Here is a 19,587-nt window from a genome sequence, read left to right on the forward strand (position 1 = left end):
ATAATTCGGGTAAGAATAATTTCAGAATTTCAGCATCATTTAACATTCCACAAAGTTACTATTTTTATTTTCTCCCCAACTTTTGAGACTGATCCGAAAAAAGTATTTCAAATATTTATTTTACTGTATAGTGTCTTATTTTACACCCAATCGGGCAAGCAAGATACTTTACGTGGGGAATTTACTTATCTTCTAAAGGCCAAATTTGATACCCGAACTGAAAATAGATACGAAGAGCTTTTCTCATTACAAATAGCCGATCGACGCGCATTTTTTGCGAGCGCCATATCGCTAAAAGGTGATTCGGTAATGGAAAATTCTCTCAATAGCACACACAATCCTGACGGAAGCATTACTCTAGGCTGGAAAGCAGGCACAGTAATTCCCAAAACAAATTTATCTTTTACCATCATCCAATCAAATGAAAACATACAATATTTCAGATTAGTCGGAATGTCATACTCACTTACAAAGAACCGGTAATAAAAACCTGGAAACTTGTGGATGAAACAAAAGTAATCAATACTGTTAATTGTAAAAAAGCTGAAGTAACCTTCAAAGGAAGAAATTGGATCGCATGGTATTCCCCCGAAATCCCTCTGTCTTATGGTCCTTATAAATTCAGCGGATTACCCGGATTGATTATCAAAATAACAGATGATAAAGGAGAGTTTGATTTTGAACTGGTAAAATCTATCCCAACCGCCAAACTGAAAGGTAAATTAATTACCGTTAAGAAAAGCAGATACACAGAAGCCATAGAAACAACACAAGCAAAACTGAAAGAAACTTTAAAAAATGCTGAAGCCAACGCAACAGCCGTACTTGCAAGCCAGGGAACCACAATTATCAAAGGGCAGGAAATGGCAAGACAAAGAACAAAAGAAAAAGAAGAAAACAGGAAATACGAAAATCCGTTAGAACTAAGCAATTAGTTTTTTAATCTGTGGCACAGCCATTATTTAATTCCTTGAAAAATAATTAAATAACTGCTAAACACCCTTCACTAAAGGAAAAATATTAATATTTTTGAAATAAAAATTTGCGTGCTATTAATATTCATATTATATTTGCACCACTAAAACAATAGGAAATTCCTCCTTAGCTCAGTTGGTTAGAGCATCTGACTGTTAATCAGAGGGTCGCTGGTTCGAGCCCAGCAGGAGGAGCCAAAAGACTTACAGAAATGTAGGTCTTTTTTTATTTCAAAATTCGAAATAATCATCCCTTCAAAAATATCTTTATTTTAACAAAATAATAACTATAAGTCCGTCAAAATGATGCAGTTATTTTTATTACATTTGTAGTTTTGTATTTAAATTCATTATGATTTAAATATTATTTATTTTTTACAATAAAAATGCATACTTTTTGTTTATGCAATAGCTTGAAGAAACAACAAATGTCAATTAAAAACTCTAAATATTACCCTCTCTTTTTCCTGTTCTTTTTCGTAGACTATATCAACGCACAAACTACAGCCAATGGAAAGATTGTGGACGCTAAAACCAATAAGGAAATCAGCGGGGTAGATATTTTTATCAATGAAAAAAATGATCCTGCTTTAACGACTGCTTCCGGTAGTTTCGCAGTACAGTCTGATACCATTATTTATAAATTAAGATTTCAGAAGAAAAATTTCGCTCAGGAAAACATCAACATTACTCCTGAAAACGCTACCAATATTTTTGTAAAGCTGGCTCAGGAAAAAGTCAGCAACATCCAGGAAGTTGTTATCCATAACGAGAAGCCGAAGTATAAGAACAAAAAGGAAAATCCCGCTTATGCTATTATGCAGAAAGTCTGGGAAAGAAAAAGAAATAACGGTTTAGATAAATTCGATACCTATACTTATAAAGAGTACGAGAAAATTCAGTTTGATGCCAACAATCTGGACAGTGCTTTTATGAAGCGAAAAATCTTTAACAAATTAGAATTTATTTTTGATTACAAAGATTCTACCGCCAGTGGTAAAATAGGCCTTCCGGTTTTCCTCAACGAAGCCATTTATGAAAATTACGGAGAGAATAAGCCTTCCAAAAGAACCAAAAGACTTTTAGTTGCCCAAAAAACTTCAGGTTTTCAGGATAATCAGATCATTACGCTAACGGCAAAAAATCTGTATCGGGACATCAATATCTATGATAATACGCTGAATTATTTCGATATCGGTTTTCCAAGTCCGGTAGGAGAAACAGGTTTCAGCACGTATGATTATAATTTATTAGACACTGTTTCAATACGCGGGGAAAGTGCTTTTAAGATACGTTATCAGCCGAAGAGAACTGAAGTATTAGCATTTCAGGGATATCTTTATATCGATACCGATTCTTATGCTGTTTTAGGGGCTACTTTAAAATCCACCCAGAAAATCAATGTTAATTTCATCAACGGAATATCTACCGAACTCGAATATGACAATCCTGACGAAAATACTTTTTTGCCTAGAAAATTCGTCACAGAAATCGAGATGACCCCCTTTTCAAAAAAGAAAACAGCGAAAAGCATTTTAGCAAAAAGATCTGTTGATTATTCAGAATATCAATTCAATAAGCCTCTTGAAGATAAAGTTTTCAAAAGAACAGAAGAAGAGTACAGTGATAAATTTGTTGATAAAGATGATGCATATTGGGTAAAAGCCAGACCGGATTCTTTATCTAAGAGTGAGCAGGGAATTTATGATATGCTTGATAAGCTTAATCAAACCCCCAAATTCAACAGAATTGTTAAGCTGTATGAAACATTAGGTTCAGGCTATTACAATGTGAAGAAATTAGGCATTGATTTAGGTCCGATTTTCTCTATTTACGGGAAAAATGAAATCGAGGGCGACAGAATCCGTTTAGGCGCAAGAACCTATTTTACAAGAAACGATCCTTGGAGAGTTCAGTTCTATACTGCTTACGGTTTCAAAGACCAGCAGGTGAAATATGGTGCTGAGGCAAGGTTTATGTTCAACAGAGTAAACAGATTTACCCTTGGTGCCGGAACAAGAAGAGACATTCTTCAATTGGGTGTTCAGCTGACCAATGACGATGGAATTATGGCGAGAACCTTTGCTTCTTCTACTCTTTTTGCGAGAGGTGAAAACGCTTCTTTAAGCTCGGTAAACCAAAGCAATGTTTTTACTTCCATTGAGCCCTGGAAAAACTTCCAGATCAGACTAGACGGAACCATGCAAAGCATTAAATCGGCCAATCCTGAAGGGTTTAATCTGATGTATTATAAGGATGGAAATCTGCGTCAAACTACAAATGACTCGCATTTTACATTAAGTTTAATCGCCAGACCGGGTGCAAAATTCTCCCAGACCGGGATCGACAGATACGAACACGGAACACTGGCACCAACCATCGTGTTGAAATATACAAGAGGAGTTGAAGGGTTATTTGGTTCGGATTTTAATTACAATAAGCTACAATTCATGTTCTATAAGCCTGTCTTAATTGGAAGCTGGGGCAAGACTTTAGTCAGCTTTGAAGCAGGGAAAAATTTTGATACGGTTCCATTGGCATTACAGAATGTCATTCCGGGCAACCAATCGTACAGCTTGGCTCAGAATACTTTTGCCCAGCTTAATTATTATGAATTTTTCGCTGACACTTATACTACTCTTCATTTGGAACACCATTTTAACGGTAAAATCCTTTCTTACATCCCTTTGATTAAGAAATTAAAATTAAGGGAAATTGCATTTATCAGAGGAGCTTACGGAACTTTAAGCGATGCCTCGAAAGCAATTAATGTTGAAGGATTTAAATATTCTGCCCCAAGCGAGCATATTTATTATGAATATGGAGTTGGTATCGAAAACATAGGCTTTGGAAACCTTAGGATTTTCAGGGTAGACTTCAACTGGCGAGGAAATTATCTGGATCGTCCTGATATTTCAACTTTCGGGATCAAAGCAGGATTCCAGGTTGGCTTTTAAAATATAAATCTCCTTCAGGCTGAAGGAGATTTTTTTATTTCATTACTAAGATTCTGCCGGATAATCTTTACATCCGTTGCAGTGAGCCACAATATAAACAATATTGCAAGGCGGTCTTTCACCTTCCGGAATACTACAGTAAATATTACACGGTAAGCAATCTTTTACAGGAAGCGCCCCTCCCATTACATTTTTAAGATCCTGTCTTTTGATTTTCTTTACATTTTTCATAACAATTGATTTTAATTTGATGTCATTGTAAATGTAATAAGAATATGCTTACGATGATACATAAAAAAACCTCAGCAAATGCCGAGGTTTTAATTTTTATGAAACGCTAAAATTATGCGTTTGCTTCTACAGATACAAAAGATCTGTTGTTTGCTTTCTTAGTGAAAACTACTTTACCGTCTACTAAAGCGAACAAAGTGTGATCTTTACCGATTCCCACGTTTGCACCTGGGTGGTGTTGAGTACCTCTTTGTCTAACAATAATGTTTCCGGCAATAGCATCCTGACCTCCGAAAATCTTCACACCTAATCTTTTAGAGTGAGATTCTCTACCGTTTTTGGAACTACCAACTCCTTTCTTATGTGCCATTTTATTTTAAGGTTTTTTGGTTTAACAATTATTCTGCGCTAGCCTCCTCAGTTTTAGGCGCTTTTTTCGCTTTAGTTTCTTTCTTAGCTCCGTCAAATCCTGTAATACCAGTAATCTGAATCTGAGTTAATGATTGTCTGTGACCGTTTTTCACTTTGTAACCTTTTCTTCTTTTCTTTTTGAAAACGATTACTTTATCAGCTTTTACGTGATCCAGGATCTCTGCTTCTACAGTGATTCCGCTTACAGCTGGGGCGCCTACCGTGATTGCTCCGTTTACAGTAAGAAGTACTTTATCGAAAGAAACTTTCCCTCCTTTGTCTCCTTTTAAACGGTTCACAAACAACTTCTGGTCTTGCTCAACTTTGTATTGAAGCCCTGCTATTTCTACAATTGCAAACATTGTTTATAAATTTTTAGTTATTTCGAGGTGCAAATATAAGAATTATTTTCTAATTACCTCAAATTCAATTCCATCTTTTTTATATAAAATTTTAACTATGTGCTGAATAATTTTTCACAATAAAGTGATATTGTTTTACGTTTAAATGAATAACTTCGCAAACACCTAAATTATTTTATATGAAAAAAAACTTCCTCATCCCAATACTTTTGGGAGCCACTGCTGCACTCTCACTGTCAGCATGTAACGACGACATTTCAGAAAATCCCTTACAGCAGGAACAGCAAACAGACAATCTGAAGATCGATCAGCCGAATGCCCTTGAAAAAGTCTGCTATTATGTAGATCAGTACTGGAGTTCGAATTCCGTTCTAACGACTTCTCTGCAAAACTCGGCGGATACGAGTTTTATGAATTCCCAAATGACCAAAATTGCAAGTCTGTGGGGAAGAAGCAATCCCACATTAAGATTTGTGAACGATCCTTCCAATTTCAATTCGACCTACAATGCCATTTCTTATTCCACCGGAAAAATTTATTACGGCTACGCGATTTATTATGACGCCAAAAATAAAGGCGGAGACATTGTTAATGCCATGATTTTAGCCCATGAATACGGCCATCAGCTACAGTACATTTTCGGATTGCCTTCCGTAAGTGAATCTACCGCCCGACCGAACGAACTGGAAGCTGACGGTTTTGCAGGTTATTATTTAAGAAGACCCAACGGATACAATCAGACAAGCTTTGCACAGATTGCTGCAGCTTACGAATTTGCACAGAGTATCGGTGATTATCAGACGACCAGCTCGGGACATCACGGAACGCCACCTCAGCGCAGATCTGCAGTACGTTTAGGATTTCTGTTAGGTCAATATGATCTTACCGCTTCTGCCTTCGATTATAATTTCTTTTATTATTATCAGGGAGTTCTGAACGGAGCTTACAAAATGGGTAAAAATACCCAATATCCTGAAATTGATGCTTACATGAGCCAGTATATGGATGAATTAAGGAAAATCCAAAGCGGAGAAATCTCCGGGGAGGAATTCAAAGAACTTAAATAAACATTCATTTTTAACATATCATTAGACAGACAGGCTGCCATTTTATGACAGCCTGTTTTTATTTTATCAGCATCAGCATTTATTTTTTTGAAATTTTATATAGCTTGCCGCTGTCAGTTACCGCATAGAGATTACCATCTGAACCGCTTAATACATCTCGGAATCTTTCTTTCTGATCTTCCAGCAGACGCTCTTCACCCACTACTTTATTGTCTTTCATCACAATTCTGTTGATATGCTCACCGCTCAGACAGCCTATCATCAAATTCCCTTTCCATTCCGCTATATTTCCGGTGTAAAAATCTACTCCGCTTGGAGAAATTACAGGATCCCAATAATAAACAGGCTGTTCCGTTCCTGCTTTTTGGGTTGTTCCGTTATTGATCTTCTGACCGGAATATTCAATTCCATAGGTTACATCTCCCCAACCGTAATTTTTTCCGGGTTGAATTAAATTGATCTCGTCCCCTCCTCTCGGTCCCATTTCAACATCCCAAAGGCTTCCGTTGGGATCAATCGCCATTCCTTGGGGATTCCTGATTCCGTAAGCATAGATTTCAGGCTTAAATCCTGTTTTTCCAACAAAGGGATTTCCTGGAGCAGGTTTTCCGTCTTTTGTTATTTTTAAAATTTTACCTAAATAATTATCTGTTTTTTGAGCATATACCCTTGTCTGCTTATCTGATCTCTCCCCCGTACTTACGAATAAGTTTCCCTCTTTATCAAATGCCAGGCGACTTCCGTAATGCTTATCTCCGTCGTATGTCGGAGTTGCCCTGAAAATCACTTTTACATCAGAAATATTTTTTAAATCCTGGGAAAGCGCACCCTTGGCAACAGCCGTATGATTTCCATTTTCAAAAGGTTCTGAAAAACTGAAGTAAATGATATTATTCGATTTAAAATCAGGATCCAAAGCGACGTCCAGCATACCACCCTGTCCTTTCGAATCAACTTTCGGGAAACCTTCAATCTTCATGATTTGTTTTCCGTCCAAAGAAACAGCATTCATGTGACCCCGTTTATCGGTAATTAAAAAACGTCCGTCCGGCAAATTGACAATTCCCCAGGGCTTGCCAAGATCTTTATTTAAAACTTCAACCTGATAGGGAGTAGTTGTTTTCACTGCTTTTATTCTCGTCTGCCCTGCAAAAGCCGGTTTGTATTCAGGAGAATTAGGCTGTTCTGTTTCCACACTTCCATCTTTTCCGACTTGCTGTGCACTGATTTTATTTTCTTTGCACGAAGAAAAAATTAAAAATAAACTGAATGCTGTGATATAAAATTTATTGAATTTCATAGGATTAGGATTGAATATACTGAATTGAATGGAAAAATAATGCCAATAAAATTTGGCCGTTAAAATAAATATTCTACATTTGTAGAACAAAATAACAATCCGTAGAATATGAAAGAACAGAAATTAACCGATACCGAAAAAGATCTCATGGAAATTCTTTGGGCCAAAGAAAAAGTGTTCATGAAAGATATTCTGGAATCTTATCCCGAGCCCAAACCTGCAAATACTACGATTGCCACGCTTCTGAAAAGAATGCAGAATAAAGATCTTGTAGGATACACCCTGTATGGAAATTCCCGTGAATACTACCCCAAAGTAGCCAAAGGTGAATATTTTAAAGAAGAAATGTCTTCTATGATTGACCGTTTTTTTAACAGTTCTGTGACGCAGTTTGCATCGTTTTTTACTTCAAACGCAAAACTTTCGCAGAAACAGTTGAAAGAACTCCGTGATATTATTGACCAGCAAATCGATGAAAAATGATCATTCTCCTAAAAATCATCATCTGTTCCGGGCTTTTACTGGGACTTTATTATCTGTTTTTATCAAAAGAGAAAACATTTACATTCAACAGAATTTATCTTCTTTTGGGGTTGATTTTTTCCTACACAGTTCCTTTTATTACGATTGAAAAAGAGGCTGAAGCTGTAGAACCGGCACTTATTTTTGAAACTATTAAACAGCAACCGACCACGGCAGTTCTTATTCCTGCTGAAAAAACTTTTAACCATGAAAACGTATTACTTATTATATATGTCGCAGTTGCTGTTTTCTTTTTAATAAAATTTATCCATTCTATCTTTAAATTAAAAAAACTTAAAGGAGAAGAAATTGTTTACAACCACAAAACTGTCGTCCTGCTGAATCAGGAGATGGCTCCGTTCAGCTTTATGAATAAGATTTATTTTTCAAAAAATTACTTAGAGAATGACAAAATAGATGAAAAAATGTTTCTTCATGAAAAGATTCACGTAGACCAAAAGCATTCTTTAGATATTTTTCTTGTGGAAATTCTGAAAATAATGACCTGGTTTAATCCATTTGTGTATTTCTATAAACAAGCAATCATTACCAACCATGAATTTTTGGCAGATGAGGCTGTTATCAAGAAAGGTAACGACATTAAAAGCTATCAGAACCTTATTCTAAGTGAGATTTTAAAACAGCAAAAACTTAATTTAACCCATCAGTTCAATTTCGACAACACCAAAAAACGATTCATTATGATGACGGCAAAAAATTCTAAATTCGCGGCGATAAAAAAATATCTTGCTCTTCCAGTTTTCGGAAGTTTAACATTACTCTTTGCAGAAAAAGTATACGCCAACGGAACTGCCGAAACCGAAAATCCGATATCTGAAATTTTCACACCTTCTCCTGTGAGCCATAAGAATCAGCCGGAAGCTTTGAAAGAGTTTTTAGGAATTACCGAAAAGTACACGGATATTATTGAGAATAAGGATTTTGAAAGATTCAAGACAGAAGTTCCAAGAAGTGAGCAGGTAAGACTGGTTGAATTATTTGATAAAATTGATATTAAAAATCAACTTCATCTTCCGATTTGGATTCATTATGATGAAATTCTTAAGCAAGTCCCGACTCAGAAGCAATTAGACCAGTTCCTTAATCCTCAATATAATATTACTCTGAATGGAAATATTGTGGACAACAGTATTTTGAACAATTATAAAAACACAGATTTTTATCACGTTTATGTCCTGAAAATCTTACCTAAAAATCCTGATTATGGCAAATTTGATTATGCCGTTACTTTGTACACGACAGAATATGCATTAAAATTCAACCGTGAAAAAAATATCGCACTCAGCTTTAAAGCCACTGATGATAAAGAATACAAAAATCATCTTGAAGCACTAAAAGCATTGCCTGTAAAAGAGAGCAATGAAAATAAAAAAATTACAGACACCATCCGTCCGAAAGAAGGTAAAAACACAAACCTGACTCCAACAAAAGAACAAAACACATCAGAAGCTCCGTTGAATGCAAAAGCTGATGAACAAACCCCAGCAGAGTTTCCAGGTGGAATCGATAAGCTGAGAAATGAATTTATGCTGGCTTTTGATTCAAAATTTGCAAAAGGATCAAAAGGTGTGTTAAAAGCCAACATCAACATCCTGATTGATGAAAAAGGTAACCTGAAAATGTTTAATGTATCCGGAAGTGATGAAACAATGAACAGCGAAGTTTCAAAATCCATATTTGCAGTGCTTCAAAACAAAAAATGGAAACCTGCAACCAAAGACGGAATACCTGTTGAGAGTAATTTTAGATTTCCCATAGTACTTAGTCTACAGTAATAAAAAAACAGCATTCAAAATTGAGTGCTGTTTTTTTATCTTTTATTTTTTAACAATCTTATGTTTAAAAGAAAGTCCGTCATCAAAAGTTATTTTTAAAACATAATTTCCAGTCGGAAGTTCACGAATATCAGATTCTGCACCGATGAAGGTTTTTATCAATCTTCCTTCCATAGAGTAAATTTCTCCGCCTCTTATTTTTTTGGTACTCGCGACTTTAACGAAATCGGATGTTGGATTAGGATAAATTTTGATATCCGTTACAGACATTTCTTTGGTTCCCAATATGGAGGTTGCCTCACCCTGAAGATAGACAGACAAAGGGAAATCTCCCTGCTGCCCCACAAATTGTGCATCCGGAACAGTAATCATAAAGGTATGAAAACCCGGCTCCAGATTTCCTAAGTTGATTTTTCTGATCGGTATAGAATTCCCCGGACACCAATTATTCCACGAAGTCCACCATGCCGTAGACTGAGCAGAACTTCCGTAAATTCCGTTGCCTTGCGTATTATACTGACGGAAAGGTTCACATGAAATACCACCCGGCTTATAAGTAAATATCTGCTGATCATTCAGATAAACATAATGTTGTCTTCTCACATATTCTTCCCCTCCTGAATTTGCTCCGTGATTGGAAGTTATTAAATAAAAGTTGGCATTATTAATTGTATTTGTAGTCGTAAAATTAAGCATTCTTAAAGTTGTTCCAGGCTCGTCGGTAGCATTGTAATTATTAAAACTTTTGATCGCCGCCATTGTTACTAAAGCGTTATTCACAGCAGGAATTGCAGTATTATTATCTGTTACAAAACTTAGTGATCCTTTAAAGGTGTCAATTCTCGCAGCACAGCCCGCAACCTGAGTCTGAGCTGCATATGGAACTCCAAAAACACTGAATTCTATCCAATAATCGTATTGACTTCTTAGATTGGCATCTTTAAAAATCGCACCCAAATTATCAATCTGGAAGGTATACGGAACACTGGTCGGCGAAATGTTCTTGTTCATAAAAGGCGTTACAAAACGTCCAATTTCCAGCTTCTTCACCATATTTGTATCGTACGATGTAGCACCTTTTGGAACAAAAGCCAAAGTTACGTGAGCCAACCTGTCATAATTATCACACAAAGCGCCGATTGTAATATTCATCGTTACCTGGTTTCCGAATGAATCCAGCTGAGCATCGGTCATTTTTCTGGTATACGTACTGTTGCTGAGGCGAACTGCATCCGTAGGCAAAGGCTGATTTACTGTTGCCGCATACATATCATAAAAAACTGCATCCTGATACAGTGAAACCGTAACCGGAGGCAAAGGCTTTGTACAATATGCAGAGATAAAAAGGCAGAATAAAATTAAAGAGAGTAATTTTTGTTTCATGTTATTTTTTATAGATTAACGCAAATATATTTAAAAACCAAAATCATTAACTATTAAAAATATACTATTTTTAAAATATTATTGAAAATACACCAAAATAAAACGTTTAACTTATTATCATAACATAAAATTTATATTATAATTAAAATCAATAAAGAACTATCTAAGCAAATACCTGAAAAACAGCTACAAGAGACAATACATTATTAGACATGTTAAATCATTGGATTGGCAAGAATAACTTTCGTACTTTTGTTATATAAGATCACTTATTTCTATGCAATTCAACCTTCAATCAGAATATAAACCAACCGGAGACCAGCCGCAAGCCATCGAAAAATTAACCGAAGGCATTAATATCGGCGAAAAATATCAGACCCTTCTGGGAGTTACCGGATCCGGTAAAACCTTTACAGTGGCCAATGTTGTACAAAACGTTCAGAAACCCACATTGGTTCTGGCGCACAACAAGACTCTGGCAGCACAACTTTTCATGGAATTCAAAGAATTCTTCCCGGACAATGCTGTGGAGTATTTTGTCAGTTACTACGATTACTATCAGCCTGAAGCTTATATCGCAACCACAGGAACATATATTGAAAAAGACCTGAGCATCAACGAGGAAGTGGAAAAACTTAGACTTTCTGCAACGGCAAGTTTACTTTCAGGAAGAAGAGACGTACTGATTGTTGCTTCCGTATCGTGCATCTATGGTATCGGGAACCCGACAGAATTTCACAAATCATTAATCTCCATTGCCATCGGAGAAAAAGTGACAAGAACTGCACTCCTTCACTCTTTGGTAAACGCATTATACGCGAGAACATTAAATGAATTCCAGAGAGGAACCTTCCGTGTGAAAGGTGATGTTATTGATGTTTTCCCTGCTTACGCAGACAATGCCGTAAGAATTCAGTTTTTTGGTGATGAAATTGAAAAAATCCAGAGTTTCGATCCTGTTTCCGGGAATGTGACTTCCAATTTTGAACAGATTCAGATCTACCCTGCCAACCTTTTTGTGACCTCCAAAGAGACCTTAAATGGTGCTATCAGACATATTCAGGATGATTTGGTAAAGCAGGTTGACTTTTTCAATTCAATTGAAAAACCACTGGAAGCCAAAAGATTACAGGAAAGAACCGAGCTGGATCTTGAAATGATTAAAGAATTAGGCTACTGCTCGGGAATTGAAAACTATTCGCGATATCTCGACGGAAGGTTACCAGGAACAAGACCTTTCTGTTTGCTAGATTATTTTCCAAAAGACTTTTTAATGGTGATCGATGAAAGCCACGTAACGGTTCCCCAGGTTCATGCGATGTATGGAGGCGACCGAAGCAGAAAGGAATCTTTGGTGGAATATGGCTTCAGACTTCCTGCTGCAATGGACAATAGACCTTTGAAATTTGAAGAATTTGAGGCCATTCAGAATCAGGTTATTTATGTTTCTGCAACTCCGGCTGATTATGAACTGGAAAAAACGGGAGGGGCTTATATTGAACAGATTATCCGACCGACAGGGTTATTAGATCCTATTATTGAGATCAGGCCAACGCTTAACCAGATTGATGATTTAATGGAAGAAATCCAGAAAAGAGCCGATGCCGATGAAAGAGTTTTGGTGACTACGCTGACAAAGAAAATGGCGGAAGAATTAACCAAATATTTCGTAAAATTCGGAATCAGAACGAGATATATTCACTCGGATGTGGAAACACTCGAGCGTATCCAAATTATGCAGGATCTTCGTGTCGGGCTTTTTGATGTTTTAATCGGGGTTAATTTGTTAAGAGAAGGATTAGATTTACCTGAAGTTTCGCTGGTGGCCATTCTCGATGCCGATAAAGAAGGAATGCTGAGAAGCCGAAGATCGATGATTCAGACAGTTGGCCGTGCTGCAAGAAACCTTAACGGAAAAGCAATCATGTATGCCGATAAAATCACAAAATCTATGCAGGCGACGCTTGATGAAACGGAATACCGACGTGCAAAGCAGATGCAGTACAACGAAGAGCATGGCAAAGTTCCTGTTGCGTTAAATAAAAAGATTTCTGAGAACTTAGTCGGAAGAAGCAAAGATTTCCCGGATGAAAAATACACCCAGAAAGAGATCCTTCAGAAAGTTGCGGAGACCAAAGCCAGCTATACTTCAGAAGATATCGAAAAGGTAATTGCACAAAAACAAAAAGAAATGGAAGCCGCAGCAAAAAATCTGGACTTCATTAAAGCAGCAAAATTAAGGGACGAAATTGCCGCTTTGAAAGAGTAACAAAATTTCGGCGGCATCTTCGATGCCGCCGAAATTTTTCTAAAACTTATACGTCTTTGGTATTTGTTTTTTATCATATAACGCTCCACTACGAATCGGAATCAGTAAATCCATTAATCCGTTTAGTTTTATTTCATATATCGTCGAAAGCTGCATTCCCAGTTTACCTTTAGGCATCCCTTTTCGGTAAAACCATTCAAGATAACTGATCGGTAAATCCGCCAAAACTGTTCCTTCATATTTTCCGAAAGGCATTTTTACAACACAGATTTCGCTTAATATTTCAGGCGTTATTCCGTTCTCCATTTTATACTGTTAAATCAATTTTTTGTTCTAATTCATCATCTTTATCCGGCAGTTGCAGATCAGGCGTATCATCATCCGAAAACTCGTTTCTATAGACCTGGATCAATAGGAGTGTCAACGAAATCAGGATAGGTCCGAAAATTAATCCCATAAAACCAAACAGATTCATTCCCATGATAATTCCGAAAACGGTGTTCAAAGGATGAATATCTTCCAGTTTTTTCAAAAGGGTAAACCGCAGAACATTATCCGTTAAGCCAACCACCACCAAACAATAAGCCGCAAGCCCTAAACCCATTCCTGTATTTCCTTCAGCAACCATATAAATACAAACCGGAATATAAATAATTGCCGCACCCACTACCGGAACCATAGATGCCGCTGCAGTAAGCGCGAAAAGCAAAACCGGGCTCGGTGCTCCAAAAATAAAGTATCCTACCAAAGCAACAATACCCTGACCAAGAGCTACCACAGGAATCCCGATAGCATTCGCCATGATCAGTTTTCTCATTTTCTCGCCAATTAAAGAAACATTCGATCTCTTTAAAGGGGCTGAAGAAGAAAGTATTCTTTCAAAAAAGCGGGGTCTTTCCAACATAAAATATAAAATAAAATACATGGAAAGTACCACCGTAAGAGTATTAAAAGTGCCACTTAAAGCCTTTGTAGAATACTGTCCTATAGAATTTCTAAGCTTTGAAGTATTTTCGTTGCTCAATATATCAAATCCTGTCTTTGAATAAATATAAGTGTGGATTTTTTCAAGGAATACATTGAATTTAGTCATGTAAGCCTGTGCGTTTCCCAACTTTTCAATAAGCAGATCGCCGATAAAGTAAATCGGAAGGATAAGAATAATTAAACTTGCAAACATCAAAAGCAGAGAGGAAAGCCACGGCTTCCATTTCTTTTCTTCCTGCAGATAAAAATTGTACTTCCGGCAAACCACATAAATAGTAATGGCTCCCAACACGGAAGGGATAAATAGAGCAAGATTGAAACATATTAATCCTGCCAATACCAAAATAATAGCCAGTAACGAAACCTGCTTTATTTTTACGCTGCTTATCTGCTGATCTTTATTCATTATTTTTCAAAACTTATTTGTCTCGGTTTTCCCAAATAGGCACAGTATGCAGAATACATTACTACCATGATAAAAGGTGCCGTAAGAATTATCCCGATAAAGCAAAGTACGATTCCTGCCATGGATATAAGAAAACCTAAGATCGTAATACCAAGAAAAGTGCCGTAATTTTCTTTAACAATGTTGAATGACTTACCCAAAGCATCAGTTGCAGATGCATTTTCGAACAAAAGGATAGGATATCCCAACATCAGAAACGGATAAACAAATACAATCGGCACCACACATAAAGTCAGTGCAACAGTAGAAATAATCCATGAAAGAAATGCATAGATCAGAATATTAACGAAATTCTGTCTGTATCCGATAAAAAGGTCGGAAAATTCAATTGCATTTTTGGTATTGTATTTATTAACCATATAGATCAGGCCAACATATAAAGGAGCCAACAAAAGCCCTAACAGACTGGAGAATGTTAGGTAAAGACGGAATCCCGGCATATTCCAATAGCTGAAATTGCTGTAATCTCCAGATTCTCTCATCTCCTCAACAATAGCCCCTGAATCAAAGCCAGTTAAAAGCTGTATAGCATATCCCAAAGCAATATAAACAATCATCGCAACAATTGCGTAGAGAAAAACGCCTTTATACATTTCAAAAGCGTGCGAAATGATAGATCCCGTACTTCTTTCGGGAACCGACCCTTGCTGGTCAAACTCGTTAAATTCTGACATGGTGTATTTTTTTAATGTTATTTCTACCAAATTAATCTTTTTTTAGCGAAAAGACATTAAAAAAACGGAAATTTATCCCTTTTCCGAGAAAATTGTTTTGTAAAGCGAATAGATCATGGCATTCCAGAAAGGAAACGTGAACAGCGCACCTACAAAAAATAATAGAAATCCGATATATTTAAAGATAACTGCAACAATAACACACACAAATATTTCTAAGAAATACATTTTCAATGCTTTAAAATTTAAAGAAATAGATTCGAAGATAGTTTTGTTCATAAAAAACATCATCGGTGCCACGAAAATGGTAATGCAAACCCAAATCACCGCCAAAATTATGGTAGGGGCCGTAAACTTAAAAATAAAATACCAGAAAATGTAGAATGAAATGTATTTGAAAAAATTCAATCCGTTATAGCCAACGAACAAATCCGCAAGCTCAGGCTTTTCCCCAAGATCGATCTTTCGGTAGATCTGATAAAAACCAAGATTTAAAGGATAGAGAAAAATGGTAGTCCCCATCATCCATAAAGAAAAATTCTGATAATTTTCGGTAGCCACCAGCTTATTAAGCTCTGTTACATAGGCCTGCATTCCGTCCTGCAGATATTTTGAAACTTCATTAAATTCACCAATGATTCCGTATTTCATATCACACATAAAAAATACTGTCATGAAAACCCCAAAATACATGATCGAAAACATCAGCTGAAACATCAGTGTTTTGTTCCAATATAAAAATGCCTGCTTCAGTATAAAATCTAATCCCGGTTTCTGTGGATATTTGCTTTCCATTAAAAAAATTTTGTGCAAAAGTAAACATCAATAATTACTTTTGCGGAATGTTTTCAGTGAATCATCAAAAATTTATGGAAATGGACGAGCTTTCGGCCCAGAAAGTTCCCTATTTTTTCATTATCGACTTTCTTGCAGAAAATGTTGAAATTTTTAAAGAAGATGAAATTAAAAAATCAGGTTTATTAATTGATTTTCAAAACTTTTCTAACACAAAGAAGGAACAGCCGCTAGATAAAAAAATCGAGTGGAAATCTTATCCGGAAACCTTGGATAGCTTTAAGGAAGGATTTGATAAAGTTCAGAAAAATATCCGCTTCGGAAATTCTTATCTGGTAAACTATACCCGAAGAACAAAGATTGAAACCAATTTAACGCTGGAAGAAATTTTTTATCATTCCCGTGCAAAATATAAGGTTTTTTATAAAGATTTTTTCGTATTTTTTTCTCCTGAAACTTTTGTAAAGATCATCGACGGAAAAATCCTTACCTACCCGATGAAAGGTACCATTGATGCCTCTCTGGACAATGCAGCAGAAATTCTGAAGAACGACAAGAAGGAAAAAGCCGAACATTATACCGTAGTTGATTTGCTTCGGAATGATCTCAGCATGGTAGCAAATGATGTAAAGGTCGACAAATTTCAGTACATTGACTTTATTAAAACAAAGCAAAAGGATTTGTACGCCATGAGTTCTGAAATTTCGGGTTTTTTAAAGCCTGAATTTGATGGTAAAATAGGTAGTATTATGAAAAAACTGCTTCCTGCCGGATCTATTTTAGGGGCTCCTAAGCCAAAAACATTAGAAATAATCCTTGAAGCGGAAGGGTTTGACAGAGGTTACTACACAGGGATTTGCGGTTGGTTTGATGGAAAAAATGTCGACAGCTGTGTCATGATCCGTTTTATTGAAAAGGAGGGCGATGAGCTTTACTTCAAAAGTGGCGGCGGCATCACGCACATGAGCCGGTTAGAAGACGAATATCAGGAAATGAAAAATAAAATCTATGTCCCAATTCATTGAAAGCATTAAAGTAGAAGATCAGGAAATTTTCTTATTGGATTTCCACCAAAAGCGTGTGGATCAGACTTTCGCCCATTTTGGGAAGGAAGGTTCCATTGATCTTGCAAAAATTTATAAACATCTTGAACATGATGAAGACGGTCTCTTTAAGCTAAGAGTTGTTTATGATCTTGACAAGAGAGTCCGTACCCAGATGATTCCTTATGCAATTCCTGAAATTGAAAATTTTCAGCTTGTTGAAAACAACAGCTACGATTATTCCTTCAAATTTGAAGACCGTAAGGAGCTGGAAAAAATGAAGATGAAATCTAAGGCTGAAGAAATCATTATCGTTAAAAACAACCACATTACAGATACTTCTTTCTCTAATCTTTTATTTCTGAAAGGTAAAGACTGGTTTACTCCCAATAGTTATCTTTTGAATGGTGTTCAGAGACAAAATCTTTTAAAGCATAAAAAGATCAAAGAAACGGAAATTACTTTACAAAATATAAAGCAATTTTCTCACTTCCAGATCATTAATGCAATGAATGATTTTGATGAAAATTTCATCTATCCGCTAGACAGGATTACCAATCTGCCAGGCAATGAAGAATATTTAGATCTTTAGTTCTCTTTTAAAAAGTTAAAATAAGATTTCTGGATATCCGCATTATGCATGGCGTGGGTATTGACTTCCAATATTTTAGGCTGAGTATCCGGCTTGAAGAAATTCTCCAGAACACGGTCTAATGTAACCTCTTCATCAACTTTGGTGTAAGAAAAACCGAAGTGCTTTGCCAAATGTTCTGCATTTTTATGATGCTTTGTGGCAATAAATTCATCCAATGTATTGGGGTTGGCATTTCCCGGTCCCGGAATAATTTTAAAGATGTTTCCTTCACCGTTATTAAAGATCATGATTCTTACAAACGGTGGAATATATTGGTTCCAAAGCCCGTTGATATCATAAAAGAAGCTTAAATCTCCTGTAATCAGTAAAGTCGGATTGGCATTTTTAATGGCAAATCCCATTGCTGTGGAAGTTGAGCCGTCTATACCGCTTGTTCCTCTGTTACAGTATATTTTTCTCTTTCCGTAATCAAATAATTGTGCATATCGGATCGCGGAACTGTTGCTGAAATGAATATTATAGTTCTCCGGAATCGTCTGAGAAGTTTTATGAAAGAAATAAAAATCCGAAAACTCCACAGAATTTAAGAATTTTTCATGCTTAGCATCTTTTTTATCCCTTAAAACCTCCCAAAGGTTAAAATAAGGCTTCGGCTCCAGATTAATAAATTTCAATAACTTGGAAAAGAAAATCTCGGGTTTTACCTCAATTTTTTCAGTTAATGCAAAATAAGTATCCGGCTGCCACACAGGATCAAGATGCCAGTGCTGCTTAGGTTTTGCTTTTCTTAAAAACTGTTTTACCTTCTTAGAAACCACATTCTGTCCCACCGTGATTAATAAATCCGGAGCGTACATCTTAAAGTCATCTTCCGTAAAATTGAAAACATAACGATCAATAAACCTGAAGAATTTTTCGTGGTAAAGATTCGAGTTCGCTTCACTCAATACCACTACAGAATGATTTTTAACCAATTGGGTCAATTGATTTTCCAGTTCCGGGCTGTGGTCTCTGGTTCCTACAAGAATCAAAATCCGCTGTGACGTATTCCAGTCGGCCACAAGGTTTGAAGGAATTTCGTATTCTTTCTGCTGAATCGTTCTTTCTACCGTTGGAAATGTCGGAAGTTCAGAAATCAGTTCATACAAAGGTTCTTCTAAAGGAATATTAATATGTACCGGGCCTTGTTTCTCTATACAAAGCTCGATTGCCTTTTTAATCGTATCAAAATTAATATCTTCAGCATTTTCGCGGTTGTCTTCCAACAGTTGGAAATCTCCATAAGAATGCTGATGAAAAAGATTATTCTGTCTGATGGTCTGTCCGTCGAAAATATCCACATAATCCGTCGGGCGGTCCGCTGTAAGTATCAGCAAAGGAATATTCGAATAAAAAGCTTCAGTAATGGCAGGATAATAATTAGCTGCTGCAGAACCGCTTGTGCAGGTAATAGCTACCGGTTTTTTCTCGCTCATCACCATCCCCATTCCTACAAAAGCTGCACTTCTTTCGTCCACAATACTGTAACAGTTGAAGCTGTCTATTTCTGAAAAATGTATCGCCAAAGGTGCATTTCTAGATCCGGGAGAAACAACGATGTCTGAAATTCCGTATTGCTGAAGAAGGTGTGCAAGTATCTGAATACTTCTTTTAGAAGAATATTTTTTCATAATACAAATTTAATTTATAAATGCGGAACACGAAATAATTTTTAAATCAAAAATCTGTAATTTAGCAATTCGTAAATTTCTAAAA

Annotated in this window: 17 protein-coding genes, 1 tRNA gene and 2 pseudogenes; 10 read left to right on the forward strand and 10 right to left on the reverse strand. The window is 36.3% G+C overall.

What is annotated here, in order from left to right; genetic code table 11:
• The 4 genes and pseudogenes from BUA89_RS23350 to BUA89_RS21015 form a co-directional block, all read left to right on the forward strand.
• Positions 1-483 (forward strand): annotated as a pseudogene (locus BUA89_RS23350) (hypothetical protein); the annotation flags it as partial.
• Positions 484-500: 17 nt separating this feature from the next.
• Complete coding sequence (locus BUA89_RS22800; protein WP_178362484.1) at positions 501-935, forward strand: GLPGLI family protein; 435 nt, start codon at positions 501-503, stop codon at positions 933-935.
• A 160-nt stretch (positions 936-1,095) separates the two neighbouring features.
• Positions 1,096-1,172, forward strand: a tRNA-Asn gene (locus tag BUA89_RS21010).
• Between the two features lie 230 nt (positions 1,173-1,402).
• Positions 1,403-3,931, forward strand: a complete 2,529-nt coding sequence (locus BUA89_RS21015) for a DUF5686 family protein (protein ID WP_083531755.1) — start codon at positions 1,403-1,405, stop codon at positions 3,929-3,931.
• A 45-nt stretch (positions 3,932-3,976) separates the two neighbouring features.
• On the opposite strand, the gene BUA89_RS21020 is transcribed toward BUA89_RS21015, so the two are convergent.
• From BUA89_RS21020 to rplU, 3 genes and pseudogenes are all read right to left on the reverse strand, one after another.
• The gene (locus tag BUA89_RS21020; protein ID WP_072963603.1) at positions 3,977-4,162 is read right to left on the reverse strand and encodes a hypothetical protein; all 186 of its coding nucleotides are present in this window, start codon (positions 4,160-4,162) and stop codon (positions 3,977-3,979) included.
• A gap of 112 nt (positions 4,163-4,274) precedes the next feature.
• Positions 4,275-4,532, reverse strand: a complete 258-nt coding sequence (rpmA, locus tag BUA89_RS21025) for a 50S ribosomal protein L27 (protein WP_072963606.1) — start codon at positions 4,530-4,532, stop codon at positions 4,275-4,277.
• A gap of 31 nt (positions 4,533-4,563) precedes the next feature.
• Positions 4,564-4,935: pseudogene (gene rplU / locus BUA89_RS21030) on the reverse strand (50S ribosomal protein L21); the annotation flags it as partial.
• A 179-nt stretch (positions 4,936-5,114) separates the two neighbouring features.
• Between rplU and BUA89_RS21035 the strand changes: the two are divergent.
• Positions 5,115-6,002 (forward strand): neutral zinc metallopeptidase, encoded by an 888-nt coding sequence (locus BUA89_RS21035; RefSeq protein WP_072963611.1) that lies wholly within the window; start codon positions 5,115-5,117, stop codon positions 6,000-6,002.
• Between the two features lie 79 nt (positions 6,003-6,081).
• Here the strand turns inward: BUA89_RS21035 and BUA89_RS21040 are convergent, their stop codons facing one another.
• Positions 6,082-7,302 (reverse strand): PQQ-dependent sugar dehydrogenase, encoded by a 1,221-nt coding sequence (locus BUA89_RS21040; protein WP_072963614.1) that lies wholly within the window; start codon positions 7,300-7,302, stop codon positions 6,082-6,084.
• Positions 7,303-7,410: 108 nt separating this feature from the next.
• Between BUA89_RS21040 and BUA89_RS21045 the strand changes: the two genes are divergently transcribed.
• Together BUA89_RS21045 and BUA89_RS21050 are read left to right on the forward strand one after the other, a co-directional pair.
• Complete coding sequence (locus BUA89_RS21045) at positions 7,411-7,785, forward strand: BlaI/MecI/CopY family transcriptional regulator (protein WP_072963618.1); 375 nt, start codon at positions 7,411-7,413, stop codon at positions 7,783-7,785.
• Positions 7,782-9,620, forward strand: a complete 1,839-nt coding sequence (locus BUA89_RS21050) for a M56 family metallopeptidase (protein WP_072963621.1) — start codon at positions 7,782-7,784, stop codon at positions 9,618-9,620. The genes BUA89_RS21045 and BUA89_RS21050 overlap by 4 nt, the downstream gene beginning before the upstream one ends.
• 42 nt (positions 9,621-9,662) lie before the next feature.
• Here the strand turns inward: BUA89_RS21050 and BUA89_RS21055 are convergent, their stop codons facing one another.
• The gene (locus BUA89_RS21055; protein WP_072963624.1) at positions 9,663-11,003 is read right to left on the reverse strand and encodes a peptide-N-glycosidase F-related protein; all 1,341 of its coding nucleotides are present in this window, start codon (positions 11,001-11,003) and stop codon (positions 9,663-9,665) included.
• Positions 11,004-11,280: 277 nt separating this feature from the next.
• On the opposite strand from BUA89_RS21055, the gene uvrB reads away from it, so the two are divergent.
• Positions 11,281-13,272 (forward strand): excinuclease ABC subunit UvrB, encoded by a 1,992-nt coding sequence (uvrB, locus tag BUA89_RS21060; protein ID WP_072963627.1) that lies wholly within the window; start codon positions 11,281-11,283, stop codon positions 13,270-13,272.
• A gap of 39 nt (positions 13,273-13,311) precedes the next feature.
• Here uvrB and BUA89_RS21065 read toward each other — a convergent pair whose 3' ends face one another.
• From BUA89_RS21065 to BUA89_RS21080, 4 genes are all read right to left on the reverse strand, one after another.
• Complete coding sequence (locus BUA89_RS21065; RefSeq protein ID WP_072963820.1) at positions 13,312-13,566, reverse strand: DUF3820 family protein; 255 nt, start codon at positions 13,564-13,566, stop codon at positions 13,312-13,314.
• 13 nt (positions 13,567-13,579) lie between these two features.
• Entirely contained in the window at positions 13,580-14,665 is a 1,086-nt protein-coding gene (locus BUA89_RS21070) for an AI-2E family transporter (RefSeq protein ID WP_072963631.1), read from the reverse strand.
• A complete protein-coding gene (locus BUA89_RS21075) occupies positions 14,665-15,399 on the reverse strand; it encodes a beta-carotene 15,15'-monooxygenase (protein WP_072963634.1) in 735 nt (244 codons plus the stop codon). The genes BUA89_RS21070 and BUA89_RS21075 overlap by 1 nt, the downstream gene beginning before the upstream one ends.
• A gap of 72 nt (positions 15,400-15,471) precedes the next feature.
• Positions 15,472-16,194 carry a hypothetical protein gene (locus tag BUA89_RS21080; protein ID WP_072963637.1) on the reverse strand — a complete coding sequence of 241 codons (723 nt, stop codon included), beginning with the start codon at positions 16,192-16,194 and terminating at the stop codon, positions 15,472-15,474.
• Positions 16,195-16,241: 47 nt separating this feature from the next.
• On the opposite strand from BUA89_RS21080, the gene BUA89_RS21085 reads away from it, so the two are divergent.
• Together BUA89_RS21085 and BUA89_RS21090 are read left to right on the forward strand one after the other, a co-directional pair.
• On the forward strand, positions 16,242-17,219 hold the full coding sequence (locus BUA89_RS21085) for an aminodeoxychorismate synthase component I (RefSeq protein ID WP_072963641.1): 978 nt from the start codon (positions 16,242-16,244) through the stop codon (positions 17,217-17,219).
• On the forward strand, positions 17,203-17,829 hold the full coding sequence (locus tag BUA89_RS21090) for an aminotransferase class IV (protein ID WP_072963644.1): 627 nt from the start codon (positions 17,203-17,205) through the stop codon (positions 17,827-17,829). Before BUA89_RS21085 ends, BUA89_RS21090 begins: the two co-directional genes overlap by 17 nt.
• Here BUA89_RS21090 and menD read toward each other — a convergent pair.
• A complete protein-coding gene (menD, locus tag BUA89_RS21095) occupies positions 17,826-19,502 on the reverse strand; it encodes a 2-succinyl-5-enolpyruvyl-6-hydroxy-3-cyclohexene-1-carboxylic-acid synthase (protein WP_072963647.1) in 1,677 nt (558 codons plus the stop codon). The two genes, BUA89_RS21090 and menD, sit on opposite strands and share 4 nt — an antisense overlap.
• Positions 19,503-19,587 lie beyond the last annotated feature (85 nt).

The organism is Chryseobacterium arachidis (genome assembly GCF_900129245.1).
Lineage (GTDB): Bacteria > Bacteroidota > Bacteroidia > Flavobacteriales > Weeksellaceae > Chryseobacterium > Chryseobacterium arachidis.